At 71.2% G+C, this 26,853-nt stretch carries 33 protein-coding genes; 7 read left to right on the forward strand and 26 right to left on the reverse strand.

Annotated features, from left to right (window positions below; translation table 11 throughout):
- The first annotated feature begins 13 nt into the window (after positions 1-13).
- Positions 14-655 carry an RDD family protein gene (locus ACXJKD_RS11985; protein WP_457254793.1) on the forward strand — a complete coding sequence of 214 codons (642 nt, stop codon included), beginning with the start codon at positions 14-16 and terminating at the stop codon, positions 653-655.
- On the opposite strand, the gene ACXJKD_RS11990 is transcribed toward ACXJKD_RS11985, so the two are convergent.
- From ACXJKD_RS11990 to cysS, 5 genes are all read right to left on the reverse strand, one after another.
- Entirely contained in the window at positions 649-993 is a 345-nt protein-coding gene (locus ACXJKD_RS11990; protein ID WP_457254794.1) for a CD225/dispanin family protein, read from the reverse strand. The two genes, ACXJKD_RS11985 and ACXJKD_RS11990, sit on opposite strands and share 7 nt — an antisense overlap.
- A gap of 176 nt (positions 994-1,169) precedes the next feature.
- Positions 1,170-1,613, reverse strand: coding sequence for a DUF2752 domain-containing protein (locus ACXJKD_RS11995; RefSeq protein ID WP_457254795.1), 444 nt, complete (start codon positions 1,611-1,613; stop codon positions 1,170-1,172).
- Positions 1,614-1,635: 22 nt separating this feature from the next.
- The gene (locus ACXJKD_RS12000) at positions 1,636-1,947 is read right to left on the reverse strand and encodes a CD225/dispanin family protein (RefSeq protein WP_457254796.1); all 312 of its coding nucleotides are present in this window, start codon (positions 1,945-1,947) and stop codon (positions 1,636-1,638) included.
- Positions 1,948-2,045: 98 nt separating this feature from the next.
- Entirely contained in the window at positions 2,046-3,017 is a 972-nt protein-coding gene (rlmB, locus tag ACXJKD_RS12005) for a 23S rRNA (guanosine(2251)-2'-O)-methyltransferase RlmB (RefSeq protein ID WP_457254797.1), read from the reverse strand.
- An 11-nt stretch (positions 3,018-3,028) separates the two neighbouring features.
- Positions 3,029-4,468 (reverse strand): cysteine--tRNA ligase, encoded by a 1,440-nt coding sequence (gene cysS, locus ACXJKD_RS12010; protein WP_457254798.1) that lies wholly within the window; start codon positions 4,466-4,468, stop codon positions 3,029-3,031.
- A gap of 168 nt (positions 4,469-4,636) precedes the next feature.
- On the opposite strand from cysS, the gene ACXJKD_RS12015 reads away from it, so the two are divergent.
- Complete coding sequence (locus ACXJKD_RS12015; protein WP_457254799.1) at positions 4,637-6,268, forward strand: alkaline phosphatase family protein; 1,632 nt, start codon at positions 4,637-4,639, stop codon at positions 6,266-6,268.
- A 65-nt stretch (positions 6,269-6,333) separates the two neighbouring features.
- Here ACXJKD_RS12015 and ACXJKD_RS12020 read toward each other — a convergent pair whose 3' ends face one another.
- From ACXJKD_RS12020 to ispF, 3 genes are all read right to left on the reverse strand, one after another.
- The gene (locus tag ACXJKD_RS12020) at positions 6,334-7,026 is read right to left on the reverse strand and encodes an MBL fold metallo-hydrolase (protein WP_457254800.1); all 693 of its coding nucleotides are present in this window, start codon (positions 7,024-7,026) and stop codon (positions 6,334-6,336) included.
- Between the two features lie 88 nt (positions 7,027-7,114).
- Entirely contained in the window at positions 7,115-8,200 is a 1,086-nt protein-coding gene (locus ACXJKD_RS12025) for an S-(hydroxymethyl)mycothiol dehydrogenase (RefSeq protein ID WP_457254802.1), read from the reverse strand.
- A gap of 99 nt (positions 8,201-8,299) precedes the next feature.
- On the reverse strand, positions 8,300-8,791 hold the full coding sequence (gene ispF / locus ACXJKD_RS12030; RefSeq protein WP_457254803.1) for a 2-C-methyl-D-erythritol 2,4-cyclodiphosphate synthase: 492 nt from the start codon (positions 8,789-8,791) through the stop codon (positions 8,300-8,302).
- Positions 8,792-8,878: 87 nt separating this feature from the next.
- Here ispF and ACXJKD_RS12035 point away from each other — a divergent pair, with 87 nt between their 5' ends.
- Positions 8,879-9,508, forward strand: coding sequence for a GNAT family N-acetyltransferase (locus ACXJKD_RS12035; protein ID WP_457254804.1), 630 nt, complete (start codon positions 8,879-8,881; stop codon positions 9,506-9,508).
- On the opposite strand, the gene ispD is transcribed toward ACXJKD_RS12035, so the two are convergent.
- The gene (ispD, locus tag ACXJKD_RS12040) at positions 9,505-10,182 is read right to left on the reverse strand and encodes a 2-C-methyl-D-erythritol 4-phosphate cytidylyltransferase (protein WP_457254859.1); all 678 of its coding nucleotides are present in this window, start codon (positions 10,180-10,182) and stop codon (positions 9,505-9,507) included. The genes ACXJKD_RS12035 and ispD overlap by 4 nt on opposite strands.
- Complete coding sequence (locus ACXJKD_RS12045) at positions 10,179-10,661, reverse strand: CarD family transcriptional regulator (protein WP_056922091.1); 483 nt, start codon at positions 10,659-10,661, stop codon at positions 10,179-10,181. The genes ispD and ACXJKD_RS12045 overlap by 4 nt, the downstream gene beginning before the upstream one ends.
- A gap of 197 nt (positions 10,662-10,858) precedes the next feature.
- On the opposite strand from ACXJKD_RS12045, the gene ACXJKD_RS12050 reads away from it, so the two are divergent.
- Positions 10,859-11,404 carry a hypothetical protein gene (locus tag ACXJKD_RS12050; RefSeq protein WP_457254806.1) on the forward strand — a complete coding sequence of 182 codons (546 nt, stop codon included), beginning with the start codon at positions 10,859-10,861 and terminating at the stop codon, positions 11,402-11,404.
- Between the two features lie 92 nt (positions 11,405-11,496).
- On the opposite strand, the gene ACXJKD_RS12055 is transcribed toward ACXJKD_RS12050, so the two are convergent.
- Both ACXJKD_RS12055 and ACXJKD_RS12060 read right to left on the reverse strand, forming a co-directional pair.
- Positions 11,497-12,180, reverse strand: a complete 684-nt coding sequence (locus ACXJKD_RS12055) for a response regulator transcription factor (RefSeq protein WP_056922089.1) — start codon at positions 12,178-12,180, stop codon at positions 11,497-11,499.
- Complete coding sequence (locus ACXJKD_RS12060) at positions 12,177-13,379, reverse strand: sensor histidine kinase (protein ID WP_457254808.1); 1,203 nt, start codon at positions 13,377-13,379, stop codon at positions 12,177-12,179. Before ACXJKD_RS12060 ends, ACXJKD_RS12055 begins: the two co-directional genes overlap by 4 nt.
- A gap of 167 nt (positions 13,380-13,546) precedes the next feature.
- Between ACXJKD_RS12060 and phoU the strand changes: the two genes are divergently transcribed.
- Complete coding sequence (gene phoU / locus ACXJKD_RS12065; protein ID WP_457254810.1) at positions 13,547-14,236, forward strand: phosphate signaling complex protein PhoU; 690 nt, start codon at positions 13,547-13,549, stop codon at positions 14,234-14,236.
- A gap of 90 nt (positions 14,237-14,326) precedes the next feature.
- Here the strand turns inward: phoU and ACXJKD_RS12070 are convergent, their stop codons facing one another.
- The 5 genes from ACXJKD_RS12070 to ACXJKD_RS12090 all read right to left on the reverse strand — a co-directional run bounded on the left by ACXJKD_RS12070 (position 14,327) and on the right by ACXJKD_RS12090 (position 18,565).
- Positions 14,327-15,061 (reverse strand): phosphoglyceromutase, encoded by a 735-nt coding sequence (locus ACXJKD_RS12070; protein WP_457254811.1) that lies wholly within the window; start codon positions 15,059-15,061, stop codon positions 14,327-14,329.
- A 56-nt stretch (positions 15,062-15,117) separates the two neighbouring features.
- Positions 15,118-15,642: a YbjN domain-containing protein gene (locus tag ACXJKD_RS12075; protein WP_457254860.1), complete on the reverse strand. Its 525-nt coding sequence runs from the start codon at positions 15,640-15,642 to the stop codon at positions 15,118-15,120.
- 32 nt (positions 15,643-15,674) lie between these two features.
- On the reverse strand, positions 15,675-16,988 hold the full coding sequence (gene mshA, locus ACXJKD_RS12080; RefSeq protein ID WP_457254813.1) for a D-inositol-3-phosphate glycosyltransferase: 1,314 nt from the start codon (positions 16,986-16,988) through the stop codon (positions 15,675-15,677).
- Positions 16,989-17,018: 30 nt separating this feature from the next.
- On the reverse strand, positions 17,019-17,771 hold the full coding sequence (locus ACXJKD_RS12085) for a hypothetical protein (protein WP_457254815.1): 753 nt from the start codon (positions 17,769-17,771) through the stop codon (positions 17,019-17,021).
- A gap of 113 nt (positions 17,772-17,884) precedes the next feature.
- Positions 17,885-18,565 (reverse strand): TetR/AcrR family transcriptional regulator C-terminal domain-containing protein, encoded by a 681-nt coding sequence (locus ACXJKD_RS12090; protein WP_457254816.1) that lies wholly within the window; start codon positions 18,563-18,565, stop codon positions 17,885-17,887.
- A gap of 163 nt (positions 18,566-18,728) precedes the next feature.
- Between ACXJKD_RS12090 and ACXJKD_RS12095 the strand changes: the two genes are divergently transcribed.
- Positions 18,729-19,523, forward strand: coding sequence for a class I SAM-dependent methyltransferase (locus tag ACXJKD_RS12095; RefSeq protein WP_457254817.1), 795 nt, complete (start codon positions 18,729-18,731; stop codon positions 19,521-19,523).
- Between the two features lie 96 nt (positions 19,524-19,619).
- Here the strand turns inward: ACXJKD_RS12095 and ACXJKD_RS12100 are convergent, their stop codons facing one another.
- From ACXJKD_RS12100 to ACXJKD_RS12140, 9 genes are all read right to left on the reverse strand, one after another.
- A complete protein-coding gene (locus ACXJKD_RS12100) occupies positions 19,620-19,991 on the reverse strand; it encodes a phosphomannose isomerase type II C-terminal cupin domain (RefSeq protein WP_457254818.1) in 372 nt (123 codons plus the stop codon).
- Between the two features lie 108 nt (positions 19,992-20,099).
- Complete coding sequence (locus ACXJKD_RS12105) at positions 20,100-20,435, reverse strand: DUF2516 family protein (protein WP_457254819.1); 336 nt, start codon at positions 20,433-20,435, stop codon at positions 20,100-20,102.
- 35 nt (positions 20,436-20,470) lie between these two features.
- Positions 20,471-20,896, reverse strand: a complete 426-nt coding sequence (gene dtd / locus ACXJKD_RS12110; RefSeq protein WP_457254820.1) for a D-aminoacyl-tRNA deacylase — start codon at positions 20,894-20,896, stop codon at positions 20,471-20,473.
- 6 nt (positions 20,897-20,902) lie between these two features.
- Positions 20,903-21,883 carry an asparaginase gene (locus tag ACXJKD_RS12115; RefSeq protein WP_457254821.1) on the reverse strand — a complete coding sequence of 327 codons (981 nt, stop codon included), beginning with the start codon at positions 21,881-21,883 and terminating at the stop codon, positions 20,903-20,905.
- A gap of 195 nt (positions 21,884-22,078) precedes the next feature.
- Positions 22,079-22,765 (reverse strand): hypothetical protein, encoded by a 687-nt coding sequence (locus ACXJKD_RS12120; protein WP_457254822.1) that lies wholly within the window; start codon positions 22,763-22,765, stop codon positions 22,079-22,081.
- Between the two features lies 1 nt (position 22,766).
- The gene (locus ACXJKD_RS12125; protein WP_457254823.1) at positions 22,767-23,213 is read right to left on the reverse strand and encodes a helix-turn-helix domain-containing protein; all 447 of its coding nucleotides are present in this window, start codon (positions 23,211-23,213) and stop codon (positions 22,767-22,769) included.
- A gap of 192 nt (positions 23,214-23,405) precedes the next feature.
- Complete coding sequence (locus ACXJKD_RS12130; protein ID WP_457254825.1) at positions 23,406-24,257, reverse strand: 3-keto-5-aminohexanoate cleavage protein; 852 nt, start codon at positions 24,255-24,257, stop codon at positions 23,406-23,408.
- Between the two features lie 51 nt (positions 24,258-24,308).
- Complete coding sequence (gene ygfZ / locus ACXJKD_RS12135; protein ID WP_457254826.1) at positions 24,309-25,367, reverse strand: CAF17-like 4Fe-4S cluster assembly/insertion protein YgfZ; 1,059 nt, start codon at positions 25,365-25,367, stop codon at positions 24,309-24,311.
- Positions 25,352-25,768 (reverse strand): Fur family transcriptional regulator, encoded by a 417-nt coding sequence (locus ACXJKD_RS12140; RefSeq protein ID WP_457254827.1) that lies wholly within the window; start codon positions 25,766-25,768, stop codon positions 25,352-25,354. Before ACXJKD_RS12140 ends, ygfZ begins: the two co-directional genes overlap by 16 nt.
- 56 nt (positions 25,769-25,824) lie before the next feature.
- Between ACXJKD_RS12140 and ACXJKD_RS12145 the strand changes: the two genes are divergently transcribed.
- Positions 25,825-26,847, forward strand: a complete 1,023-nt coding sequence (locus ACXJKD_RS12145) for an LCP family protein (protein WP_457254828.1) — start codon at positions 25,825-25,827, stop codon at positions 26,845-26,847.
- Positions 26,848-26,853: the final 6 nt, after the last annotated feature.

Consider the following 26,853-nt stretch of genomic DNA (forward strand, 5'->3'; position numbering starts at 1 on the left):
CCCGAGGGGACCCATGACACAGCCACCGCACGACCCGTTCGCCCACCCACCGCTGCCGGTCGCCGCCGTGCCCGGCCAGCCGGCGCCCCGCGCGTATGCCGCGTCGCCGCCTCCGGTGGCCGGCGCCCCGTGGGGGCCGCGCGAGCCCTGGGGGCCGCTGGCCGACTGGGGCACTCGCGTCGCGGCCAGCCTCATCGACAGCCTGGTGCAGCTCATCGGGGGGATCCCCTACGTCCTCGGGATCGTGCTGTTCGTCATCGGGGCGCCGAAGCCCGGCCTCGACAGCACCGGCACGCAGTTCGAGTACGCGCGACCTGACACCGGGAACACCGGCCTCAGGGTGGTCGGTGGCCTGCTCTTCGTGATCGGGTTCCTCGCGGCGCTCGGCCTCCAGATCTGGAACCGCGCGTTCAAGCAGGGACGGACCGGTCAGAGCATCGGCAAGAAGGTGATGGGGATCCGGCTCGTCGACGAGCACAGCGGTCAGCCGATCGGCGCCGGGATGGCGTTCGTGCGCGACCTCGCGCACGCCCTCGACGGTGCCGTCTACATCGGCTACCTGTGGCCGCTGTGGGACGACAAGCGCCAGACCTTCGCCGACAAGATCCTCAACACCGTCGTGGTCGAGGTCCGAAAATCCCCAGCGGGTCAGTAACCGTTGCTCATGGAGCTCGAGCCGAACGAGCCGAGCGCGACGACGAAGATCACCCAGAGGATCCCGCCGACCACGCCCGCGATGGCCGACCACATCGCGAAGTTCTTGGCCTTGTTCGCGGAGTCGCGAGCGCCGGCGACATCGCCCGCGGCCCACTTGCTGTTGACCTGGGCGGCGAAGACGATGGAGACGACGCCGAGCGGCAGGCAGCAGAAGACGGTCGACAGGATCGCCCAGACCAGGTAGTTCGCCGGCGGGGCGCCACCCGCACCGGAGGAGTAGTAGTCGGGCGTGTACGGCGGGGGCGGCGGCGGGGGCGGGGTGCCGTAGTCAGACATGCGGTGGGTCCCTTCGGAGTGCGCGTTCCGCTCCCCCCAATGGGCGCGGCAGGGCGAAACGCTAGCGGACCGGACCCGCGTCGCGCCGGGACTCGCGCAGGGTGCAGCCGAACGGGTGGGTCGCCCGGCGAGCTCAGCTGACGTGCTCGGCCGAAGAAGAGGTCAGGCTGGCGAGCTCAGGCCGGCGACAGCCAGGTCCAGCCGGGCACGTTGCGCAGCACCCAGAACGCGAGCACCAGGGTCAGCAAGCCGTAGAGCAGGAAAGCGGGTGCCGCCCAGGTCCGCGCAAGGCCCCGCCAGCGCCGACGCGTCCAGAGCACGAAGGCGACGAGGAGGCCACCGGCGGCGAGCACCATCAAGGGATTTCGGGCGAGGGCGCCGCCGAGGTCGCCGTGGGCGAGGTCGTGCAGGGCCCGCAGCGAACCGCAGCCCGGGCAGTAGTAGCCGGTCAGCGCCAGGAACGGGCAGGTCGGGTAGTGCCCCGGCTGGTTGGGGTCGACCGTGGCGACCAGGGTCGTCGCGGCCGCCGCCGCGGCCAGGGCGAGGCCGGGCACGCGCAACGCCCCGAACCCCCGTGCGACGACGGGTGGCGCGGGGCGCTGCGGTGCCACGGTGGTCATTGAATCCCTCGGGGACCGAGACCTACTTGTTCAGGTTGGGCAGGACGAATGCGAAGTAGAGACCGTTGACGACGACGCCGACGATGGCCGCGATGATCGCAAAACGCTTGGCCTTCTCCGACGAGGCCTGGGCTCCGGCGACGTCGCCCGAGGCGAACTTGCCGTTGACCTGGGCCGCGAAGACGATCGAGGCGATACCGAACGGGAGGCAGCAGAAGATCGTCGTCAGGATGGCGAAGACGAGGTAGTTCGGCGGCGGCGTGCCCCCAGGGGTCGGCTGGTTGTACCCGGGCGCGGCGGGCGGGGGCGGCGGCGGGGTGCCGTAGTCAGACATGCTGGTGAGTCCCTTCGAGGTTGCGGGAGTCGCTCCCCCTTGGGGCGACTGCGCGAAACGGTAGCGGATCGACCCAGGTCAAGGGGCGTAGATGACCCTCAGATCGCGCGGCGTCGCGCGACCTCGTAGAGCGCCACCCCGGTGGCGATCCCGGCGTTCAGCGACTCGACGGACGACGACATCGGGATCGACACGATCTGGTCGCAGGTCTCCCTGACCAGCCGCGACAGCCCCTTGCCCTCCGAACCGGTGACGATGACGATCGGTTCGGTGGCCAGGGCCAGGTCAGGCAGCTGCACGTCCCCGTCCATGTCGAGACCGAGGACGAAGAACCCCGCCTTGCGGTACTCCTCGAGGGCGCGGGTCAGGTTCGCGGCCAGCGCGACCGGCACGCGGGCCGCGGCACCCGCGGAGGTCTTCCACGCGCTGGCGGTCATCCCGACCGACCGGCGCTCGGGCACGACCACACCGTGGCCGCCGAACGCAGCCACCGAGCGGATGATGGCGCCCAGGTTGCGCGGGTCCGTGATGCCGTCGAGCGCGACGACAAGGGGTATGCCGGGTGCTTGCGGGTCGATGAAGTCGCTGGGGTGCGCGTACTCGTAGGGCGGGACCTGCAGGGCCAGGCCCTGGTGGACCGCGCCGTCGGTGAGTCGGTCGAGCTCGCCCCTCGGGGTCTCGAGGATCGCGATGCCCTTGGCGGTCGCGGTCTTGAGCGCCTCGCGGACGCGGTCGTCCGAGTCGATCCGGCCGGCGACGTACATCGTCGTGACCGGCACGTCCGCGCGCAGCGCCTCGACGACGGAGTTGCGACCCGCCACGATCTCGCTCGACGCCTTGCCGCGACGGGACCCGCCCCGGCTCGCACTCGGTCGGGCGCCCGGCTTCGAGCCGTGCTTCTCGACAGCCTTGGCGATGCGGTTGGCCTTGTGCTTGGGTCGGTCCTCGGCCTTGGGCGTCGGGCCCCTGCCCTCGAGACCGCGACGGCGCTGGCCGCCGGACCCGACGGTGGCGCCCTTCTTCGACGCGCCCTTGCGGATGGCGCCACGTCGCTGGGAGTTGCCAGCCATGGGTGTTCCTCTCAGCTCTCGCGGCGGGCGAGCGACCAGTTCGCTCCCGACGCCGTGTCTTCGATGACGATGCCGACCGCGCCCAGCTGGTCGCGGATGGCATCGGCGGTCGCAAAGTCGCGGGCCGCGCGGGCGGCTGCCCGGGCCTCCAGCTGCACCTGGACGAGGGCGTCGAGCGCGACCTGCGCGTCACCCGAGCCGTTGTCGGTGCCACCGCCCCAGTGCGGGTCGAGCGGGTTCACGCCGAGCAGGTCGGTCATCGCCACGACCGCGGCGAAGGCCGTCGCGAGGCCCTCGTCGTCGCCGTCGTCGATGGCGGTGTTTCCCGCCCGGACGGTGTCGTGGAGGACGGCGAGCGCACCTGACACGTTGAGGTCGTCGTCCATCGCCGCGGCATACGCATCGGGGATGGTGGTGTGGTCCGGGGAGGTGGAGGTGCCCTCGGGCAGGGCGCGCAGCGCGCGGGTCAGGAAGCCCTCGATCCGCTCCACCGTCGCCTCGGCCTCGCGCAGCGAGCCCTCGTGGTACTCGATGGTCGAGCGGTAGTGCGCCGCCGTGAGGTAGTAGCGGACGGCCAGCGGGCGGGCGACCTTGGTGACCTCGGAGACGACCAGGCTGTTGCCCAGCGACTTGCTCATCTTCTCGCCACCGACGGTGACCCAGGCGTTGTGCAGCCAGTAGGTCGCGAAGCCGAGGCCGGCGGCGTGCGACTGCGCCTGCTCGTTCTCATGGTGCGGGAAGCGGAGGTCGACGCCGCCGCCGTGGATGTCGAAGGCGTCGCCGAGGTACTTGCGCGCCATGGCCGAGCACTCGAGGTGCCAGCCGGGGCGGCCGACGCCGAACGGCGTGGCCCACGACGCGGTGGCCGGCTCCGCCTCCTTGCGGCCCTTCCAGAGCGCGAAGTCGCGGGGGTCGCGCTTGCCACGCGGGTCGGCGTCCTGCGCCGCCTCCATGTCCTCGATCTTCTGGTGGGTCAGCGAGCCGTACTCGGGGAAGCTCTTCACGTCGAAGTACACGTCACCGCTGGCGTCGGTGGCGGCGTAGGCGTGGCCCTTGTCGACGAGGGTCTCCATGAGCGCGACCATCTCGGGGATGTGCCCGGTGGCGCGGGGCTCGTAGGTGGGGGCCAGCACCGCGAGGGAGTCGAGCGCCGCGGCGGTGGCGACCTCGTTGCGGTAGGACAGGGCGAACCACTCCTCGCCGGCCTCCGCCGACTTCGCGAGGATCTTGTCGTCGATGTCGGTGACGTTGCGCACCAGCGTGACGGCGTAGCCGTGGCGGCCCTCGAGCCACCGGCGCAGGACGTCGAAGGCGACGGCGAAGCGCACGTGCCCGATGTGGGGTGCGCCTTGGGTGGTGAGCCCGCAGATGTAGATGCCGACCCGACCGGGAACCAGAGGGGTGAAGTCGCGCAGCTCGCGCGCGGCGGTGTCGTACAGGCGAAGACTCACGCGCGCAAGGCTACCTGCGCGGGGGTCCACCAGCCGAAACGGCGACGGCTCCCCCCACGTCGCCGACTGTTCACCCCCACCCGTGACATCTGTCAGGGCCGACCTCCGAGTCATCGGCCACGTTGGCTAGGTGCGCCGAACGCGCACCCGTACCCAGGAGGATCCACCGTGACCAGACGCACCACCGCCGTGGTCGGCGCACTGCTGCTCATCGGCGCAGCGGCTGCCGCCCTTCCCGGCACCGCACTCGCCTCGTCCGCCGGACGACCCGGCACCGCGACCACAGGCCACCACGGCGCCCCCGGCGCCCTGCCCGGTGGCTACACCAACCTCGTCGTGATCTACGAGGAGAACCACTCGTTCGACAACCTGTACGGCGGGTGGGGCCGTGTCGGCGGCGACGCCGTGAACGGGGCCACCGCGCCCGCGGTGCCACAGGTCGCGCAAGACGGCACGGCATACGGGTGCCTGCTGCAGAACGACGTCAACCTCACCACGCCCCCGCAGCCGAACACCTGCCAGGACGCCGGCCACGGCGTCGCGGCGAGCAACTTCACCAACCAGGCGTTCACGATCGACGACTACATCAAGCCGTCCGACACCACCTGCGCCCCCGAGGGGGTCTTCGCGCCCAACGGGACCCTCAAGGGCAGCGGCCTCCCGGGCGGCTGCACGCGCGACCAGGTGCACCGCTTCTACCAGGAGCAGTACCAGCTCGACGGCGGGAAGCAGGACCGCTATGTCACCGGCTCGGACGCCGTTGGCCTGACGATGGGCAAGTACGACACCAAGGCCCTGCCGATCTACCAGTACCTCCACTCCAACGACGCCCCGAACTACGTGCTCGCCGACAACTTCTTCCAGGGCGCGTTCGGTGGCTCGTTCCTCAACCACCAGTTCCTCATCGCGGCCCGCGCCCCCGTGGACACGTCCGCCGGCGCACTCGGTGCCAAGAGCTCGGTGCTGGACGGCAACGGGATGGTGAACAAGTACCCGCTCTACACGCCGACCGGCGCCGTGGTCGACGGCCAGCTCACCCAGAAGTGTGCGGCCGGCGGCAACGACCCGGTGGCCGCGTGCGGCGACTACGCCGTGAACACGGTGCAGCCATCCTCGACACCGTCCGGCAGCGGAGCGAAGATCCCGCTCATCGACGACACCCAGTACCCGAACATCGGTGACCGCCTCAGTGCGGCCAAGGTGAGCTGGAACTGGTACGCCGGAGGGTGGGACGACGCCGTGGCCGGACACCCGGGTGCGAACTTCCAGTACCACCACCAGCCGTTCGACTACTTCGCGAACTACGCCGCCGGCGCCCCCGGTCGCTCACACCTGCAGGACGAAAGGAACTTCCTCTCGGCGGCCAAGGCCGGCACCCTTCCGGCCGTGAGCTTCGTCAAGCCGTACGGCTCGGAGAACGAGCACCCCGGATATGCCAGCGAGCACACGGGCAGCGACCACCTGGTCGACCTGCTCCAGACCATCACCCACGGTCCGCAGGCCGACCAGACCCTCGTGGTCGTGACCTACGACGAGTTCGGCGGGTCCTACGACCACGTCGCACCGCCGAAGACCGATGCCTGGGGCCCCGGCACCCGCATCCCGGCTCTCGTCCTGTCGGCCGGCATGAAGCACTCGGGCGTCAGCCACGCGAGCTTCGACACCACGTCGATCCTCGCCACGATCGAGCACGCGTGGGGCCTGGCGCCGCTGTCCCCGCGTGACGCCAGGGTCGCCGACCTCGCGCCCGCCGTCTCCATCGGTGGCAGGCACGACGACAGCCGACCGTCGCGCCGGTAGGCGGCACCGCACCACCGCACGACCCACTCGGGCCCGGACCGCACGACGGTCCGGGCCCGAGCCCGTCAGTGACCGCGGTCGATCCACTCCTGCAGGTGCGGGGCCTCGGCGCCGATGACGGTCGCGTCGCCGTGGCCGGTCAGCACCACGGTCTCGTCCGGGAGCGTCAGCAACCGGTCGCGGATCGACTCGATGATGGTCGGGAAGTCGCTGTACGACCGTCCCGTGGCGCCGGGGCCACCGTTGAACAGGGTGTCGCCGGTGAACACCACGTCCAGCGCCGGCGCGTAGAGGCAACACGACCCCGGCGTGTGGCCGGGGGTGTGGATCACGTGCAGGTCCACATCGCCCACGGTGACCACCTGGCCATCGGCCAGCTCGCGGTCTGGGGTGACGGGGTAGAGCTCGTCCCAGAGCATCCGGTCCGCAGGATGCAGGTATGCCGGGGCGCGCGTCCCGTCGCAAACCTCACCGACCGCGTTGATGTGGTCGTTGTGGGCGTGCGTCGAGATGACGGCGACGACCCGGCGCTCGAGGTCGATCGACTTCACGATGGTGCGCCCGTCGTGGGCGGCGTCGATGATGAGGCACTCCTTGTCGTCGCCGACGACCCACACGTTGTTCTCGACCTCCCAGCTCCCGCCGTCGAGCTCGAACGTCCCGGACGTCACGACGCGGTCCACGCGCACGCCTCCCGCCGACGGTGCGATGACCGGCACCCCGGCGTCCTGGTCGCCGCCGTGCCCGCTCACACCCATGGTGCTGCCTCCTCGGCGCTCCGTGCCTCGCTCGTGCCGCCCACGCAGAGCGTGGGACCCGGCTCGTGTCCTCGCGCTGTCGTCGGCATCACAGGACCACGACCGAGCGGAGGACCTCGCCGCGCTCCATCTTGTCGAACGCCCCCTCGACGTCGCCGAGGCCGATCCGCTCGGACACGAACGCGTCGAGGTCGACCAGGCCCTGGCGGTAGAGGTCGACGAGCATCGGGAAGTCGCGGCTGGGCAGGCAGTCGCCGTACCAGCTCGACTTCAGGGCGCCACCGCGACCGAAGATCTCGATCATCGGCAGCGTGACCTGCTGGTCGGGCGTCGGGACGCCGACGAGGACGACGGTGCCGGCGAGGTCACGCGCGTAGAACGCCTGCTCGTAGGTCTCGGGTCGGCCCACCGCCTCGACCACGACGTCGGCACCGAAGCCGCCGGTGAGCTCGCGGATCCGCTCGACGACGTCCTCGGTCGTGCCGTTGATCGTGTGGGTGGCGCCGAACGACTTCGCGCCCTCGAGCTTCCGGTCGTCGACGTCGACGGCGATGATCGTCGTCGCGCCGGCCACGGTGGCTCCGGCGATGGCCGCGTTGCCGACTCCGCCGCACCCGATGACGGCGATCGAGTCGCCTCGACCCACCCCGCCGGTGTTGACGGCGGCGCCGAAGCCGGCCATCACCCCGCAGCCGAGGAGACCCACGGCCGCCGCGTCCGCGTCGGCGTCGACCTTCGTGCACTGACCCGCCGCGACGAGGGTCTTCTCGATGAACGCCCCGATGCCGAGTGCCGGGCTGAGCTCGGTGCCATCGGTGAGGGTCATCTTCTGCGTCGCGTTGTGGGTGGCGAAGCAGTACCACGGCTTGCCCTTGGCGCAGGCGCGGCACTGGCCGCAGACCGCCCGCCAGTTGAGGATGACGAAGTCGCCCGGCGCGACGTCGGTGACGCCCTCGCCCACGGCCTCGACGACGCCCGCGGCCTCGTGACCGAGCAGGAAGGGGAACTCGTCGTTGATGCCGCCCTCGCGATAGTGCAGGTCGGTGTGGCAGACACCGCACGACTGCACCTGCACGACGGCTTCACCAGGGCCGGGGTCGGGCACGACGACGTCGACCAGCTCGACGTCGGCTCCCTTGCTGCGGGCGATGACTCCCTTGACGGTCTGCGGCATGCCTGGCTCTCCTCGGTTCGGTCTGTGGTCGGTCGGTCGGTCGGTCAGGGGTGGGTCGCGCCTCGCCAGGAGTGGCTCGTGAGGCGGCCGGGCCGCTCGTCAGGCCGTCGGCACGACCAGGGCGGTCGCGATCGCGGCGATCCCTTCGGCGCGACCGGTCAGGCCGAGGCCGTCGGTGGTGGTCCCGCTCAGGGACACCGGGGCCTCGACGGCCGCGGACATGACCTGCTCGGCCAGGTGTCGCTGCGGGCCGATCCTGGGCTTGTTGCCGATCACCTGGACGGCGACGTTGCCGATCTCGAAGCCTGCCTCGCGCACGAGGCGAGCCGYCTCGGCGAGCAGGGTGCGCCCCGAGGCGCCGGCGAGGTCGGGCCGATCGGTCCCGAAGTGCAGGCCCAGGTCCCCGAGCCCGGCGGCGGAGAACAGCGCGTCGCACGCGGCGTGGCAGGCGACATCGGCGTCGGAGTGTCCCTCGAGGCCCACCTCTCCCGGCCAGAGCAGCCCGGCCAGCCACAGCTCGCGTCGGTCGTCGGCGGCGAAGGCGTGGACATCGACGCCGACTCCCGTGCGCGGCATACCCGGGATGTCCATGGCCCCATCCAACCATCCGGACCCGCGCACCCGACCACCGGAAAACCGGGTGAGGCGGCCGGGGTGCCGTCACTAGGGTTGGCCCGCATGACCGACCCCGCCGCCCCGCCGCCCGAAGCCCCAGCCGAGCCCGCGCCGCAGGCCATGGCCGTGCCCGTCCTCAGCGGCACCCAGGTGACGCTCCGCCCGCACACCGAGGCCGACCTCGACCCGATCCTCGAGCGCTGCGTCGACCCGCTGACCAAGCGCTTCACGACGATCCCGCTGGAGTACACCCGCGACATGGCGCAGGAGTACCTCACCGGGCTCCTCGAGCCGTCGGCGGCGCGCGCCTCGTGGGCCATCGAGGTCGACGGTCGGTATGCCGGGACCATCGACCTGCGCGCCCTGCCCGTCGACGACGGGGCCGGCGACCTGGGCTACGTCACGCACCCGGCCTTCCGCGCGCGTGGCGTGATGTCCGAGGCGGTCGGGCTGGTAGTGGCCCACGCGTTCGACACCCTCGCCTGGCAGGTCGTGCGCTGGGAGGCGCACGCCGGCAACTGGGGCAGCGCGAAGGCGGTCTGGCGGGCCGGCTTCCCCGTGCCGGTCTTCGTCCCCGACCTCCTGCTCGAGCGGGGGCGGATCGTCGACGGCTGGATCAGCAGCATCCACGCGGACGCCGACCGGCAGCCGGTCGCGCCCTGGGACGACGTGGTCGCCGCCCTGACCCGCTAGGAGGGGTCGGCGAGGTGGCGTTCGGCGACGGCCAGGTCGTCGGGCGTCGTGATCTTGAAGGCCAGCCGGTCTCCGTCGACCACACGCACGTGGCCGCCCATCCGCTCGACCAGTGCGGCGTCGTCCGTGGCTTGTGCGCCGGACGCGTGGGCGTGCACGAGCACCTCACGCAGGAAGGCCTGCGGCGTCTGGATCGCCCGCAGCGTCGAGCGGTCGGGGGTGTCGGTCACGCGACCGGCCGCGTCGACCACCTTGATGGTGTCTGCCACAGGGACGCCGGGGACGACGGCAGGGTGACCCGACCGCACTTCGTGCACCAGGCGGGAGAACAGGCTGGGAGGGGCAAGCGCGCGGGCCGCGTCGTGGACCAGCACGATGCCGTCGTCGGGGCGCAGGGCCGCGAGTCCGGCGGCGACGGAGTGGGTCCGCTCGGCACCGCCCGCGACCACGTCCACGTCGTCGGGTCGGCTGCTCCGGGACGCGATCGCGCCCGCCTCCCTCAGGTGGGAAGCGGGCGCGACCACGATGACGTGCGACACCTCAGGTGTTGCCAGCGCGCGCTGGACGGCGTGCTCGAGCAACGGCGTACCCGCCAGGGCCACGAAGGCCTTGGGCTGGGCGGCGCCGAGCCGAGTGCCTTGTCCTCCAGCGACGAGGACGACGGCAACGCTCAGGAGGCGAGCACCTCGTCGAGGATGGCCTCGGCCTTGTCCTCGTTCGTCTTCTCCGCGAGCGCGAGCTCGGAGACGAGGATCTGACGAGCCTTGGCGAGCATGCGCTTCTCGCCGGCCGACAGGCCACGGTCCTTGTCACGACGCCACAGGTCGCGGACGACCTCGGCCACCTTGATGACATCGCCGGAGGCGAGCTTCTCGAGGTTGGCCTTGTAGCGGCGCGACCAGTTGGTCGGCTCTTCGGTGTGGGGGGCGCGAAGGACTGCGAAGACCTTGTCGAGGCCCTCCTGTCCGACGACATCCCGGACGCCGATGTCCTCACAGTTGTCTGCAGGAACCTCGATCGTCAGGTCGCCCTGGGCCACCTTGAGCTTGAGGTAGATCTTCTCCTCGCCCTTGATCGTGCGGGTATTGATTTCTTCGATCAGTGCAGCCCCGTGGTGGGGGTACACGACCGTCTCGCCGACCTTGAAAACCATGTGCTGTTTTCCCCTTTCGCGACCCTCAGAATATCACGACACGCCGACGTCAGGAAAGCCGAGCCGATTGCGTTTGCGCAGGTCAGCGGCCCGCAAAGGCATTGCGGGCCAACGAATTCGGTCTTGACAGAATGGCCATTTCCGTGCAACGCGTGCGGGTGCGCGCTCCGACGAAGGTGGCCGCTAGGCTGTCCCCCGTGACCCGCCGAACCCCGCTGGCCCCGCGCTCCGGAGGCCGATCCACCAGCCCGCGATCCCTGCGACGCCTCCTCCCGGTGGCCGTGGCCGGCGCAGCCCTGGCGCTGTCCGCCTGTCAGACCCAGTCACCGATCCAGACCAACGTCACCTACGTCGCCGCTGACGGCGTGCCCGTCGACCTCGGCCCGGTCCAGCTGCGTGACCTCGTGGTCATCAGCGGCGGCAAGGACAAGCCCGGTGTGCTGTCCGCCTCGGTGAGCAACACCAGTGGCGACGCGCAGCGCATCTCCTTCTCGCTGCCCCAGGGGCAGCCGGTGTATGCCGAGGCGCCGGCCTACTCCGAACGTCGCCTCTCGGACACCAGCCAGGTGCAGCTCCCGGGTGTGCCGGTCAACGCGGGAGACGTCGTGACGCTCAGCGTCCAGACGCCCACCGCGCCGGCCGTCGTGGTCGTGGTGCCCGTCCTGAAGGCGGCCGGCTACTACGCCTCGCTGGCCCCGACGAACGCACCGACGCCGACCGACACGGCCGCCGCCACCCCCTGACGCTGAGCCCGGACTTCTGGCCAGCGGTGCGGCAGCCCGGCGGGTCCTGAGCCCGACGACGCGACACCGGTGGCCAGGAGTGGGTCAGTGAGTCAGTCGGACTCGAACTTGTAGCCCAGTCCGCGCACGGTCACGATGTGGCGCGGGTCGGCCGGGTCGGGCTCGATCTTGGCCCGCAGTCGCTTGACGTGGACGTCGAGCGTCTTGGTGTCGCCGACGTAGTCGCTGCCCCAGACCCGGTCGATGAGCTGCATCCGGGTCAGCACCCGCCCGGTGTTGCGCAGCAACATCTCCAGCAGCTCGAACTCCTTGAGCGGCAGGGCGGTGGGCTGACCCGACACGGTGACGATGTGCCGCTCGACGTCCATCCGGACCGGTCCGGCCTCGATGGTGGCGGGCAGGAGGTCCTCAGGCTCGGCCAGCCGGCGCAGCACGGCCTTGATCCGGGCCAGCAGCTCACGTGAGGAGTAGGGCTTGGTGACGTAGTCGTCCGCCCCGATCTCCAGCCCGACGACCTTGTCGATCTCGCTGTCCTTGGCGGTCAGCATGATGACCGGCACGTTGGAGCGCGCCCGGATCGCGCGGCACACCTCGGTGCCGGACAGGCCGGGGAGCATGAGGTCGAGCAGCACGAGGTCGGCCCCGGACCGGTCGAAGTCCTCCAGCGCCTCGGGACCGGTCTCGGCCACGGCGACCTCGTACCCCTCCTTGCGCAACAGGTAGGAAAGGGGGTCCGAGAACGAGATCTCGTCCTCGACGACCAGGATGCGCGTCATGCGGGGGTGTCTCCTCGGGTCGGGGGTGGCTGCTCTGCTGCATGGGCTGCTGACTGGGGCGACGACCCGCTGCGGTCGACGGCGGCGGGGAGCCGGATGGTGAACGTCGACCCCCGCCCTTCCTCGCTCCACACGTCGACGTCGCCGCCGTGGTTGGCGCAGATGTGCTTGACGATGGCGAGACCGAGGCCGGTGCCACCGGTGGCGCGGGACCGCGCGTCGTCGACCCGGTAGAACCGCTCGAAGATCCGGCCCTGTTCGGCCGCGGGGATACCCTGGCCCTGGTCGGTGACGGTGATCTCGACCATCTCGTCGGCGAGCCGTCCGCCGACGGCCACGCGGCTACCCGTCTCGGAGTAGGCGACGGCGTTGCCGATCAGGTTGCGCACCGCGGTCACCAGCAGGTCCTCGTCACCGAAGACCTTGAGGTCGGGGGCGCACGCCTCGGCGATCTCGATCTGCTTGGCGTCGGCGCCCACCCGCGAGTAGTCGATCGCCTCGTGGACGGCGGCCGTCACGTCGACCAGCCGGGGCTCATGGAGGGTGTCGGCCACCTGCAACCGGGACAGGTCCACGATCTCCTTGACCAGCTGGGCGAGCCGGTGGCTCTCGACCTGCATCCGCGAGGCGAAGCGCTCGACCGCCTCGGGGTCGTCCTTGGCGTCCTGGATGGCCTCGGCGAGCAGGCCGAGGCCGCCCACCGGGGTCTTGAGCTCGTGGCTGACGTTGGCGACGAAGTCGCGCCGGACCTCCTCGACCCGTCGGGCCTGGGTGTGGTCCTCGACGAGCAGGAGGACGTGGCTGCTCCCCAGCGGGGCGACCCGCGCGTGCATGATCGAGCGGCCCTGTCCGAGCGGACCCCGGGCGAGCTCGAGCTGGGACTCGCGGATCACGCCGTCGCGGCGCACCTGCCTGGCGAGGTGGCGCAGCTCGCCGTGGACCAGCTCCCTGCCCTTGACCAGCCCGTAGGCCGTCGCGGACGGTGAGTTGTTGATGACCTCGTCGGCCGAGTCGACCACGATCGCACTCGAGCGGAGCACGGCAAGGACGTCGGCCACGCCGGACGGGAGGGGCGTGACGGGGGTGGTCGGCGGCATACTCGTCTGTTGGCGCTCGGAGTAGCGTACGGCGATCACCGCCAAGGCGCCGGTCAGCAGCCCGGCGAACCCGGCCAGGAGTGCAGCACTGGTCGCATCCACCCCTTCAATGTACGGTGCGCCGAAGAGCGGTCAGCGCACGCAGGTGGTGCGTCGAGCACGGCGTCTCCAGATGTTCACCTGAGGTCACCCGACCGTTCACTGCCTCGTGGGAGCCTCGGCTCGCACGCACCACCGCACCCATCCGTGCCCACACCCATAGGGAACCAATGCGCGACGCCTTTCACGAGGACCTGGACACCATCTCCGACCAGCTGGTCGAGATGACCCGGCTGGCCGGGTCCGCCATGTCCCGAGCCACCACGGCCCTGCTCGATGCCGACATCAAGCTGGCCGAGTCGGTGATCGAGGCCGACAAGGAGCTCGACCGCCTCCGCGAGGACCTTGACGCGCTGTCAATCGACCTGCTGGCCCGTCAGCAGCCGGTCGCCACGGACCTGCGCATGGTCGTCACCGGCATGCGGATGAGCGCCGACCTCGAGCGGATGGGCGACCTGGCGCGCCACGTCGCCAAGGTCGCCCGGCTCCGCTACCCCGACTCGGCCGTGCCCGCCGACATCCGCGCGACCATCCTGCAGATGGGCCAGGTCGCCGAGCGGATCGTGGCCAAGTGCGGCCAGGTCATCGCGGCCAAGGACGTCGAGGACGCCAAGACGCTCGAGCGGGACGACGACGCCATGGACGAGCTGCACCGCACGCTCTTCAGCCACCTCATCGACGGGACGTGGAAGCACGGCACCGAGGCGGCCGTCGACATGACCCTCGTGGGCCGCTACTACGAGCGCTTCGCCGACCACGCCGTGTCGGTCGCCCACCGCGTCGTCTACCTCGTCACCGGCGAGTGGGATGTCGCCGAGGACCACGAGGAGCAGGAGGACCGCACCACCGAGCTGCGGTGACCACCGCTCCACAGGAGACAGAGAGGCCCGGTATGCCGCGGGGGCGGCACCCGGGCCTCTCTGCGTCCCAGCGCACCACCGCGTGCAGGGTTACCGGCCCTGGTTGGCGACTGCGGCGGCGGCCTCGGCGGCAGCCTCCGGGTCGAGGTACTGCGCCGGCTCGGTCGGCATGAAGTCGTCACCCAGCGTGTAGACCAGCGGCTGGCCGGTGGGGATGTTGAGGGCAGCGATGTCCTCGTCGCTGATGCCGTCGAGGTGCTTGACCAGGGCGCGCAGGCTGTTGCCGTGCGCCGTGACGAGCACCGTCTCGCCGGCCTTGAGGTCGTCCTGGATGGCGCCCTCCCAGTAGGGCATCATCCGGACGATGACGTCCTTGAGGCACTCGGTGCGCGGGACCTCGATCCCGGCGTAGCGCGGGTCGCCGCTCTGGTCGAAGTCCGACCCCACCTCGATGGGCGGTGGCGGGGTGTCGAACGACCGGCGCCAGAGCATGAACTGCTCGTCGCCGTACTTGTCCCGGGTCGCGGCCTTGTCCAGGCCCTGCAGCGCGCCGTAGTGGCGCTCGTTGAGCCGCCAGTCGCGACGCACCGGGATCCAGTGCCGGTCGGCGGCGTCGAGCGCGAGGTTCGCGGTCGTGATCGCGCGGCGCAACACCGAGGTGTGCACGACCGTCGGCAGGACTCCCTTGTCCTTCAACAGTTTTCCGCCGTCGACGGCTTCCTCACGTCCCTGGTCGTTGAGGTCGACGTCGACCCACCCGGTGAAGAGGTTCTTGGCGTTCCAGTCGGAGTGCCCGTGACGGAGCAGGATCAGCGTGTAAGCCATGGCGCCAGCCTAGCGAGCGTGCGGCGGCCGGGTCGGCGGGCGTTCAGCTGGCGTCGTCAGCCCATTGGCCCGGCTGCTGGGTCGCCGTCGCGCTGGAGGATCGAGCGGAACGCCTCGAGGTTGCGCAGCGACTCCCCGCGCGACACCCGCCAGTCCCACTCCTTCTTCATGCTCGTCAGGAACCCGATCGCCAGCAGCTCGTTGAAGTGGGCGTCCGCGGCCTCCAGCACGACCCCCAGCACCTGGTCGAGGTATGCCGCGTCGACACCGGTCGCGGGAACGCGTCCGGTCACGTAGACATCGCCGGCCTTGTCGACCGAGTAGGCGAGACCGGGCAGGCGCAGGTTCTTGCGCAGCAGGTAGCGGTAGAAGGTCTCGTGGTTCTCGTCGGGGTTGCGCATGACGAAGGCCGACACCGACAGGGCGTCGGCACCAGCGACGAGCGACACGACCGTCTTGAGCTTCTTCTCCCCGGGCAGGGTCACGACGAACTCGCCGGCACGGGCCCCCGCCTCCCACTCGATCTCCGCCTCGGCGAGGAACTCCTCGACGACCTCGGCCAGCCCGGTCGGCGCGGCCAGCCCGGTCGGCGTGGTCGGCCCGGTCGGCGTGGTCACGGGACCACCGCAGCGGGGACGCCGGCCAGTGAGCCGTTGGGTGAGGGCGCGTCCTTCGTGAAGGCGCGGGCCCGACACGCCTCGACGTAGACCTCATAGAGGCGTTCGGTCGTGCGGTCCCACCCGAAGAGGGCAGCATGCTCGATCGCCCTGCGGCTCAAGGCTTCTCGCTGTTGCGGGTCGACCAGCAGGGCTTCGAGGGCCAGCGACCAGACGTGGGGGTCGTGCCCGTCGACGAGCACGCCGGCATCGCCGACCGCCGTGGGCAGCCCGCCCACATCGGCCGCCACGACGGGGGTGCCGCAGGCCTGCGCCTCGACGGCGACCAGCCCGAACGACTCCGAGTGCGAGGGCACCGCGACGAGGTCCGCGGCCCGATACCAGTCGGCCAGCTGGGCCCGCGGGACCGGCGGCACGAAGCGCACCTGCGCGCTGATGCCGAGCCCTTCGGCGAGCTCCTCGAGCCCGCGCGGGTGGGCGAGGCCCGACCCCGACGGGCCGCCGATCACGGCGACGACGAGCTCGCCGGCCCAGTGGGGGTGACGACCGAGGAGCTCTGCAGCCGCTTTGACCAGCACCTCGGGCGCCTTGAGCGGCTGGATCCGACCGACGAAGAGCAGCACCTTGGCGTCCTGCGGCAGCCCGACCGCCGCACGGGCCGCGCGCGGGTCCCCGGGGGAGAACAGCGACAGGTCCACCCCGGGAGGCACCACGACCACCTTGTCGGGCTCCGCGGCATACAGGTCGATCAGCTCGTTGCGCTCACCCAGGGTGTTGGCGATGAGGCGGTCCGCCGCCTCCACGACCTGGACCTCACCGATCTCGCGGCCGGGGGGTTCGGGGGTGTCGCCCTCGGCGAGGTGCTGGTTCTTCACCCGGGCCATGGTGTGCATGGTGTGCACGAGCGGGACCTGCCACCGGTCGGCGGCAAGCCACCCGACCTGCCCCGAGAGCCAGTAGTGCGAGTGGACCAGGCTGTAGTGGCCCTCCGGCTCGTGCGCGCCGGTGCGCATGACGCCGGCAGCGAAGGCGCAGAGCTGGCCCGGCAGGTCGTCCTTGCCGAGGCCTTCGTACGGCCCGGCGGTCACGTGGCGCACCGTGACCCCGGGCTCCATGTCGACGGTCGGCGGGAGGTCCGCGGTCGTGGTGCGGGTGAAGATCTCGACCTCGACCCCGCGCTTGGCCAGCTGGTGGGCCACCTCGACGACGTAGACGTTCATGCCCCCCGCGTCACCGGTGCCCGGCTGCTCCAGCGGCGAGGTGTGGACACTGAGCATCGCGACGCGGTCGATGCGTTCGCAGCAGCCCATGTCGCGAGTCTGCCACGCGTCCCCGGGTGGCTACGAGGTGGAGGTCGGTGCCGGGCGCGCCTGCGAGGAGACGGTGAGGAAGCACCCGCCGGTCCACACGTGGATGTCGGTGCGCCCTTCCTCGCGGATGTCCACGCCACGGGCCACCCGCTGGGGACCGACCCCCACATCGGTGCCGAGGAGGGTGGAGAAGACCGCGCGACCCTCGAGGGTGGCGGGGTCGACCCAGTTGGCGGTCTTGCGCAGGTTCACCGCCGGCAGGCCGGGCCGGATGCCGACGGTGAGCGGCTCGCGGTTGAGGTGCCAGACGACCCCGTCGGCACCGTCGACGGAGGCGCCGACCCGGATCACGCCACCGCCGGCCTCGATGCGCAGGGTCAGTGGCAGGGTGCGCGACCCGTCGCCGACCGTGCCGTAGTACGTCGCGCGCCCGGGCAGGAAGGCCAGGTCGGTGATGCTCACGTTGTCGAACTGGTGGGTCACCCGTTCCTGGGTGCGCCCGTCGCCGCCGGTCGTGGCGCTCCCCTCGACCGCGGACAGCATCGATCCCCCGATGACCGTCTGCAGCAGCAACGTGTTGTCGCGGCTGACCCGCAGGCCGTCGGAGTAGAGCGACACCACCACGCCGCCACCCAGGGTGGCCACGCCCTTGGCGTCGTCCTCCACCTTGAGCAGGCCGGGTGGCACGTCGACGAAGCCCTCCTCATGGCCGATCCAGCCCGGGACGCTGGTGGCCAGGCCCAGTGCGGCCAGTGCGGCCAGCGAGGCCACGAGCGCGACCATGCTGCGGCTGATGTCCCGCTCGCGCCACCGCAGCTCCGGCCACCTCGGCCTCGATGACCTGGGGGTCGACGCCGTCGATGTCGGCGACCCCGGTGTCGCGGGTGTCGCCGGCGTCATGGCGCGTCCACCAGGGCGGCGAAGCCGTCAAGGAGCCGGTCCACCGACCAGCGCAGCTGCGCCTCCCCCACCCAGGCGGCCGCGGTGTCGCGGGTGGCCGCGGTAAGCGGGTGCGTCTCGGCCGGCACGAACTCCAGGCCCGCGCGCCGTCCGGCGATCCGTTCGGCCTCGGGCGTGAGCGGCACGGTCCCGTCGGTCTCGGCCATGGCCAGGGCGGCGAAGCCGATCACCTGGACGATCAAGGTGTATGCCGCGCGGCTGGCCTGCGCCGGCGGCAGGCCTGCCTTGGTCAGCTCGCGGAGGAGCCCTTCGCCGAGCTCCATCGCCTGCGGCCCGTCCATCGGCGCGTTCATGAACAGCTGGGCGGCCCCCGGGTGCCGCACCAGGGCCGTGTGCACGTCGAGGCACAGCCCCCGGATCCTCGACTGCCAGGTCCCACGGCTCGATCGGGGCGGGACCTCGGCCAGCACCGACTCGACGACCAGGCGTTCGAGGTCCTCACGGCTGCGCACGTAGGTGTACAGCGCATTGGGGTTGATGCCCAGCTCGGTGGCCACGGAGCGCACGGACAGCCCGGCCGCGCCTCGCTCGTCCAGCACCCGCAAGGCCGTCAGGGCCACCTGCTCGGTGCTGAACCCGCGGCGCGTCGAAGGTTTTTTCGGCGCAGGGGGTGACATGCGGCTACTGTACACCGTACAGTCTACTGTACACCGTACAGACCGTCGCGGACGCGTGGCCTGACACCTCCCCCACTTGTGGCCACCTGTGCTGCACGGACCGCCAGATCGCCGGGTCCGGTGAGGCACCAGCGGCCACAACTGCGGGCCCTAGGCTTCGGGCGTGGCTCGGCAGCGCCCCGTGGGCACCATCACCCGCGGCACCACCAACCCCAACCGGCTCCGGCGGGTCGACCGCTGGCTGGCCGGCCCCCAGGCGTGGCGGCTCCGGCGGCCGGGACAGCCGCCCATCGTGGTCGACCTCGGCTACGGCGCCTCGCCCGTGACGGCGGTCGAGCTGCACGACCGGCTCACGCGGGTCCGGCGCGACGTCGAAGTCGTGGGCATCGAGATCGAGCCCAATCGCGTCGCCCTCGGCAGGCCACTCGAACGCGAGGGACTGTCCTTTCGGCTCGGCGGTTTCGAGGTGCCGCTGGACGGGCGACAGGCCACCGTGGTCAGGGCCTTCAACGTGCTGCGGCAGTACGACGAGTCCGAGGTTGCCCAGGCCTGGGCCACCGTGCAGCAACGACTGACCCCCGACGGGCTGCTCGTCGACGGCACCTGCGACGAGCTCGGTCGGCGCAGCGCGTGGATCGCCGTCGACCGGTCTGGCCCGGTGTCCCTCAGCCTGTCCTGGCGGCTGCGCGGGCTGGATCGACCGTCCGACATCGCCGAGCGGCTGCCCAAGTCACTGATCCACCGCAACGTCGAGGGCGAGGCCGTGCACGACTGGTTGCGAGCGCTGGACGACGCTTGGCTCCGGGCCGCGCACCAGGCCAGCTTCGGGGTCCGACAGCGCTTCCTGGCCGCCGTCGAGACGGTCCGCGCCGAGGGCTGGCCGGTCGCCGACGGGCCCGCCCGGTGGCGACTGGGCGAGGTCACCGTCGACTGGTCGGCCGTCGCCCCCGCGACCTGACCTCTGCTGACTGAGCTTCTGCCAGCAGAGGTGAGGGAGGACAGCTCGGCAGCGACGGCCGCCCCGTCAGGGCGCGTCAGGGCGCGTCAGGGCGCGTCAGGCGTCGCGGGCGTAGTCGTCCTCGAGGCGGACGATGTCGGCCTCGTCGAAGTCGCCGTAGGCGATCTCCAGCAGGCGGCCGGCCTGCTCGCCCTGGTTGGCCATCCGGTGCACGGCGTGACACGGCACCCAGACGGTCTCACCGGGTTGCGCGGTCCAGGTGCGGTCGCCGACCGTCACCACGATCGGCCCGTCGAGCACCTGCCAGAACTCGCCCCGGTGGTCGTGGGTCTGCAGCGACAGGCGGTGACCCGGCTCGACCGTGATGATCTTGACGGTGACCCGCTCGTTGGACGCGAGCTGCTGGAACTGCCCCCAGGGTCGGTGCTGGGTGAAGATCCCGTCGCGCGGGTCGGCGATCTCGGTCACGGCTTGCCCTCTGTCATGCGCTTCCCCTTGTCCTGCCTGACACCCTGGTCATGTCTGACACCCCCGCCTGGCCGGCGCCGCGTCCAGGGGTCACCACGGTCACCAGGGTCACCACGGTCCGTACGGTCCCATGTGCTGGCCCCCACCGCGGCCACCGCTGACCTGGCGGAGCGCCGGACGCACGTCGGCGAGGTAGATGCCGGCCGCCACGACGGCGATCAGGCCGATGGAGAAGGTCAGCTGGCTCCCGACCGACACGAAACCGAGCAGGACGGCGATCCCGAGGACGACCGACCAGAACTGCTTCGTGCGCTTGCCTGCCGCGACGAACGCGTCCGGACGGTGTCGCACGCAGTCGACGAGCGCGAACACCTCGGCAGCGAAGGCGGCGAGCCCCAGCAGCAGGGTGACGATGCCCTGGGCGGTGAACAGTCCGTTGAACATGAGGACAGCCTAAGGGTCAGCAGACCGCGGGACGGTCAGACGTCGACGAGCAGGGTGACCGGACCGTCGTTGACGAGCGTGACCTCCATCATGGCCCCGAACCGACCCGTCGCGACCTCGATCCCCCGACCACGAAGCGCCGCCACGACGGCATCGACCAGCGGCTCCGCGACCGGGCCCGGTGCTGCGGCGCCCCACGACGGCCGCCTCCCCTTGCGCGTGTCGGCGTACAGGGTGAACTGGCTGACCACGAGCACAGGGGCGCCCTCGTCGACCACGGACCGTTCGTCGCGCAGGATCCGCAGGTCGCCGATCTTGCGGGCGAGCGCCTCGACCTGGTCAGGCCCGTCGTCGTGGGTCACCCCGACCAGCGCGAGCAGGCCGGGGCGGTCGATCGACCCGACGACCTCACCCTCGACGGTGACCGAGGCGCTGGTCACGCGCTGCAGGACGGCACGCACCGTGGCTCAGAGGTTGACGGCGACGATCGCGCCGACGGGTTCGCCGTGGCCCAGCACCGGGGAGTGCTCGAGCTGCGCGAGCGCCGGCGACTCGACCCCGAGGCGCCGCAGGGCAGCCGCGAGGATGACCGGCTTCGCCCGCGGGTAGCCGTCGGCGACCTTGACGGCGATGCCGCGCCCGTCGGCCAGCCCCACGGCATACACCGACTCGGCGCCGTCCTTGGCGATCAGCCCGGGCGTCGCCTCGACGAGGGCCGTGACGTCGCGCCCGGTGCCGCCGAGGTATGCCGGGTTGCTGCGGATCGCGTCGGCGACCTCCGCTTCGTGCGTGCCCGGCTCCGCGGCGGCCATCCGGCCGAACGCGCGGGCGAGGCCGGCCAGGGTCACCGCCATGACCGGCGCACCGCAGCCGTCGATCGCGACTGCCGTGATCTCGTCACCGGTGAGCTCGGCCAGGGTCTGGGAGATGGCCTGCTGGAGGGGGTGGGCCGGGTCGCGGTAGGTCGCGGTGTCCCAGTCGTTGACGACGCACGTGGCCAGCATCGCGGCGTGCTTGCCGGAGCAGTTCTGCGTGATCGGGAGCTTGCCGCCGCCGGCGCGCAGCACCGCCTCGCGGGCCTCCTCGTTCACGGGGTAGTCCGGCGTGTTCTGGAGGGCTGCCTCGGTCAGCCCGACGGAGGCGAGCATCTCGCGCACTGCGGCCACGTGGAAGTCCTCGCCCGAGTGGCTGGCCGACGCGAGCGCGAGGTGGGCGGGCGGCATCCGCAGTCCCGCTCGCACCATCGCCAGCGTCTGGACCGGCTTGTTGGACGACCTCGGGAAGATCGGGTCGTCGACGGCGCCGAGCGCGAGCAGGTGGCTCCCATCCGGCGCGGTCGCGACCACCGAGGCACGGTGGGCCGACTCCACGAAGCCACCCCGCACGTAGTGCGCGAGGACCGGGGCCTGGTCGAGGGCGGGAGGGGTCTGGGTATGCGGCGTGCTCACCGTCCGAGCCTAGCCACCGACCCACCCTCCCCTCTGCTGCCCCACCTTTATCGGGTCTGGGGACAAAGGTGCGCTCCCCCCGAGAACCCTTGTCGGGTGAAGCGCACGCAACCAGGGTGAAGCCGCCTACCCCCGGCAAGCAAACGGCCCCCTCCCGGTGCACGGGAGAGGGCCGAATGGCGTGGGGGCGAAGCGTCAGGCGCCGACCTTCTTGGCGGCAGCGGTGCTGGCCTTCTTGGTGGCGGTGGCGGTCTTCTTCGCGCTGGTGGTCGCGCCCTTGGTGGCGGACTTGGTCGCGGCGGCCGACTTCCTGGTGGTCGTCGCGGTGCGCTTGGCGGAGGTGCGGGTCGCGGCGGCGGCCTTGGTGACGGTCGCGGTGGCCTCGGTGGCCTCCACGGCGACGGAGTCGGCGATCGCGTCGGCAGCGACGACGGCCTGCTTGCGGCCGGTGGTGAGCGTCGCCTTGGCAGAGCGCTGGATCTCGTTGGCGGACTTGCGCACCGTCGTGACGGCACCCTTGCCCAGGGCGAAGGTGGCCTCGGCCTGCGCGAGCAGGTCCTTGGTCGACTTCTGGGTGCGGACGCGCTTCACGAGCTTCTCGCCACGGGCGGCGACGGTCTCGTAGGTCTCCTGCGCCTTGCCGGCGATCTCGAGGCCACGGTTGAGGGCGAGGGCCGGGAGCTCCTGCGCCTGCTCGGCAGCATCGGTCACGCGCGCCTGGGCCTTGGCCTGGAGCTTGCTGGCGTCGAGGTCGATGCGCACCGCGGTGGCCTTGACGCGGGCGTCGCGGACCTTCTCGACCGCGAGGTCGGTCAGGCCGACGGCGGCGAACACGGGGGTGGTGTCGATGACGTTCTTGCGGATGTCGGCAACGAATGCCATGTCATGCTCCTTTGTTGCGAGGGGTCTTGGGGGGTGACTGTCGGGTGGTCGATCGCTTCCCGGCCGGCGCGGCCTCGGTGCCCACGAACGAGTCGTAGATGTCGAGGAGCGCTGCCTTCTGGCGGTCGGTGAGCTGCGGGTCGGCGCCGATGACGGCCCTGGTGTCGGGCGCTGCACCCTGCGACGCCGGAGCATCGCCGTGGCGCTCGTCGAGGATCCCGGCCCGGACGTAGAGCGACTCCGCGGAAACCTCGAGGCCCTTGGCGAGCTGCTGGAGGATCTCCGCGCTGGGCTTCTTCAAGCCGCGCTCGATCTGGGACAGGTAGGGGTTGGACACACCGGCCAGCTCGGAGAGCTGGCGCAGCGAGAGCCGGGCGGACTGACGCTGCTCACGCAGGTAGTCGCCCAGGTTGTTGCCGCCCAGCGGCCCCAACGGAATTCGGCTCATGCCCCCAGTGTGCTTGCTTTAGTTAGCAAAATGCAAACTCAAGGCAGCGTGTTCCCCATCACACGGCATACATCCGGGGTTGCGGCGCCCTTTATCGGGTTACCCGATAAAGGTGCGCTTCACCCCGGAACGAATTCGGGTGAAGCGCAACAATGTCCCTAAACCCGATAAACGCGCGGTCCAAGGGGGAGGTCAGCCGCGGTCCTTGACGCCGAGCATGGTGCGCGCGTCGGCAGTGGACAGCGCCGGGCGCTGCATCACCTCGGCCAGGTGGGCCGCCCGTTCCACGAACTGGGAGTTGTGCTCGACCGGCACACCTCGCGCGTAGACGACGTTGTCCTCCATCCCGACCCGCAGGTGCCCACCCGCGGCGAGCGCGGCGGCGGCCACGGGGAGGTGGCTGCGACCGATGCCCGTGGCCGACCACGAGGTGACCTCCGGCGGCAGCATCGCGACACCGGCGAGCAGCGCGGCCGGCGTGCCCGGCATACCTCCCGGGACGCCGGTGACGAAGTCGACGTGGACCTTGCCCCCGAAGGGCAGGCCGTGCGTGTCGACGAGCCGGGCCAGCGACGCCACGTGCCCGAGGTCGAAGAGCTCGAACTCCGGAACCACCTCGCGCTCCTGCGCCTGGACGTAGAGGTCGGACATGAACCCGTAGGGGTTGAGGAAGACGTCGTCGCCGAAGTTGGTCGTGCCGCAGGTCAGGCTGCAGGAGTCGGGCTCCGCGTCCAGAACGGTCAGCCGCTGGTCGAGCGGGTCGTGCACGCTGCCCCCGGTCGACAGCTGGATGATGAGCGAGGTCTTCTCCCGCAAGGCATCCACCGCGGCCTTGAGGTGACCGTGGTCCAGCGTCGGGCGGTGCTCACCGTCGCGGATGTGCAGGTGGATCATCGCGGCGCCCGCGGCCTCGCAGGCGACCGCGGTCTCGACCAGCTCGTCGAGGGTGGTCGGCAGCTGCGGGAAGTCCGCCTTGGCCAGCTCTGCACCCGTGGGCGCGACGGTGATGAGGGTGCCGGTGACGGAGCCTTGCGAAGGAGCCATGGCCGACATCATGGCAGCCGCCTGCGGCCGCACCGAGCGGGGTCGGTGCGGCTAGGGAGCGACGACCACGACCTGGCTCGCGCTCACACCTGCGACATCGAGGACCTCGTCGACGGGGGTGTTGCGCTTGACCAGGGCGAGGCCGATCGGACCGTCCTCGAAGTGCCGGGCCACGGAGGTCAGCTGACCCACCGGCCGGTCCCCTGCCAGCACGGCCGAACCACGCTCGGGGAGCGTGTGCCCGGACCCGTCGAGGTGGAGGAACACGAGGCGCCGCGGCGGGCGCCCGAGGTTGTGCACCCGCGCGACGGTCTCCTGCCCGCGGTAGCAGCCCTTGTGCAGGTGCACGGCGGTGCGGAGCCAGTCGACCTCGTGGGCGATGGTGCGGTGGTCGGTCTCGAACCCGAAGCGAGGGCGCCAGGCCTCGACGCGCAGCGCCTCGCTGGCCCACGTGCCGGCCAGGTCGCGGTCACCGACCGCCGCGGCGAGGGTGGCGCGCGGCACCAGCACCTCGCGCCACGCGCGCCCGAGTGCCGGGTGCCCTTCGACCGGTCCGTATGCCGCGGTGTCACCGACCAGGTCGGGCCACGGGTCGCGCCACGCGAGGGGCTCCCCCGGCTGGGACTCGGCCGCCGAGGGCTCACCGAGGGCCGCCCAGTCGGACGTCACGTCGGCGACCTCGACCCGGAGCATGAACCGCATCGACTCGAGCCACGTCGTGAGGGCTGCGGACTGACCGGACTCGGTGGTGATCCAGGTGGTCTCGCCGTCGTCGACGAGGTGGAGGTCGTGCTCGACGTGCCCCTTGGGCGTCAGCACCAGGGCCTCGCGCGACTCGCGAGGGGGCAGCCCAGTCAGCTGCTGGCTGGTGATGGAGTGCAACCACGAGAGCCGGTCGGGTCCGGTGACGGTGACGACGCCCCGGTGGGAGAGGTCGACGACCGCGAGCCCCTCGGTGATCAGGCGCTGCTCTCGGAGCGGGTCGCCGTAGTGCGCCGCGACCCCCGCGTCCGGGCCGTCACCCTCGACGGCGCCCGGTCGGTCGAGCAGCACCGACCGAGCGACCTCGGGCGCACCCGGGTCGGTCGTCGTCCCTAGCGCGTCGCGCATGTGCTGCACTCTCCGTGGATCGCCATGTGTGTCACGTCAGCAACAAAGCCCGAGCCGGCCAGAACATTCCCCGCGAAGCCCTCGGCGTATTCCTTGGGGCACTCCTGCACCGTGCCGCAGGTCCGGCACACGAGGTGGATGTGGGTGGCGTGGTCGGCGAGGTGGTAGCTCGGCGCGCGGTGGTCGAGGTGGGTGTGCCCGACGATCCCCAGCGACTCGAGGGCCTCGAGGGCGCGGTAGACGGTCGAGGGTGCGAGCGCCTGGCCGCCGTCGCCGGCGACTCCCGCGACGACGTCCTCGGGAGTCGCGTGGCCCAGTCGCGCCACGGCGTCGAGCACCCGCTGGCGCTGGGGCGTCATCCGACGTCCCTCTGCCCGCAACCGCTCGCCGACGTCCTGCACCACCCCAGAGTACGGTCCTGCGCCGATCACCCATCGACGATCCCTACACTGTCCGGGTGCCAGACCAACTCGAAGCCACCCACGACGTCGCCCAGGGCGAGCCGAGGAAGCGACGCCGCCTGCGCCGTGCCCTGGCCTTCACCGTGGCGCTGGTCTTGCTGCTGGTCGTCGGCGGCGCCGCGGCATACGTGCTCTTCCTGAACCACACGGTCAGCAAGAACGTGAAGCACGACGCGCTGCTCCCCACCCCCGGGGTGGACGGCGCGTCGGACGCCCCGACCAGGAAGCCTGCGGCCAAGGAGGCCCAGAACATCCTGGTCATCGGTTCGGACGCCCGCTCGGGACTGGCCGGGGCACGGTCCGACGTCATCGTCATCATGCACATCGCCGACGACCGCAAGTCCGTGACGCTCGTGCACTTCCCCCGCGACCTCTGGGTGTCGGTGCCGGGGCACGGCAAGGACAAGATCAACGCGGCCTTCGCCTACGGCGGCTCCCCGCTGCTCGTGCGCACGCTGCAGGACCTCGTCGGGGTCCCGATCGACCACGTCGCACTCGTCGACTTCGAGGGCTTCAAGAACATGACCGACGCCGTCGGCGGGGTGAACGTCTACGCCGAAGAGGCCAGCAACAGCCGCGGCTACGCCTTCCACAAGGGCTACAACCAGATGGATGGTGAGGCGGCCCTGGCCTTCGTCCGGGAGCGCAAGCAGCTCAGCGAGGGCGACATCTCCCGCGGTCGACGCCAGCAGGCCTTCATCAAGGCGCTGATGCTCAAGTCGCTGAGCAAGGACGTGCTGACGAACCCCGTGAAGCTGGCGCAGTTCGTCGACGCCGGCACGGCGAACCTCACCGTCGACAACGGGTTCAGCGTGGCCGACATGCGCAGCGAGGCCATCTCCATGCGCAACCTGCGTGGCAAGGACATCGCCTTCGTGACGGCCCCCTTCACCGGTTTCGGCACGTCGCCGGGCGGCGCGTCGATCGACGTCGTCGACGAGCCCGGGATGAAGGCGCTGGGCGAGGCCCTGCAGAACGACGCGATGGCCACCTACAAGGACAAGACGAACACGCCGTAGCGCCGG

Source organism: Pedococcus sp. P5_B7 (assembly GCF_054049895.1).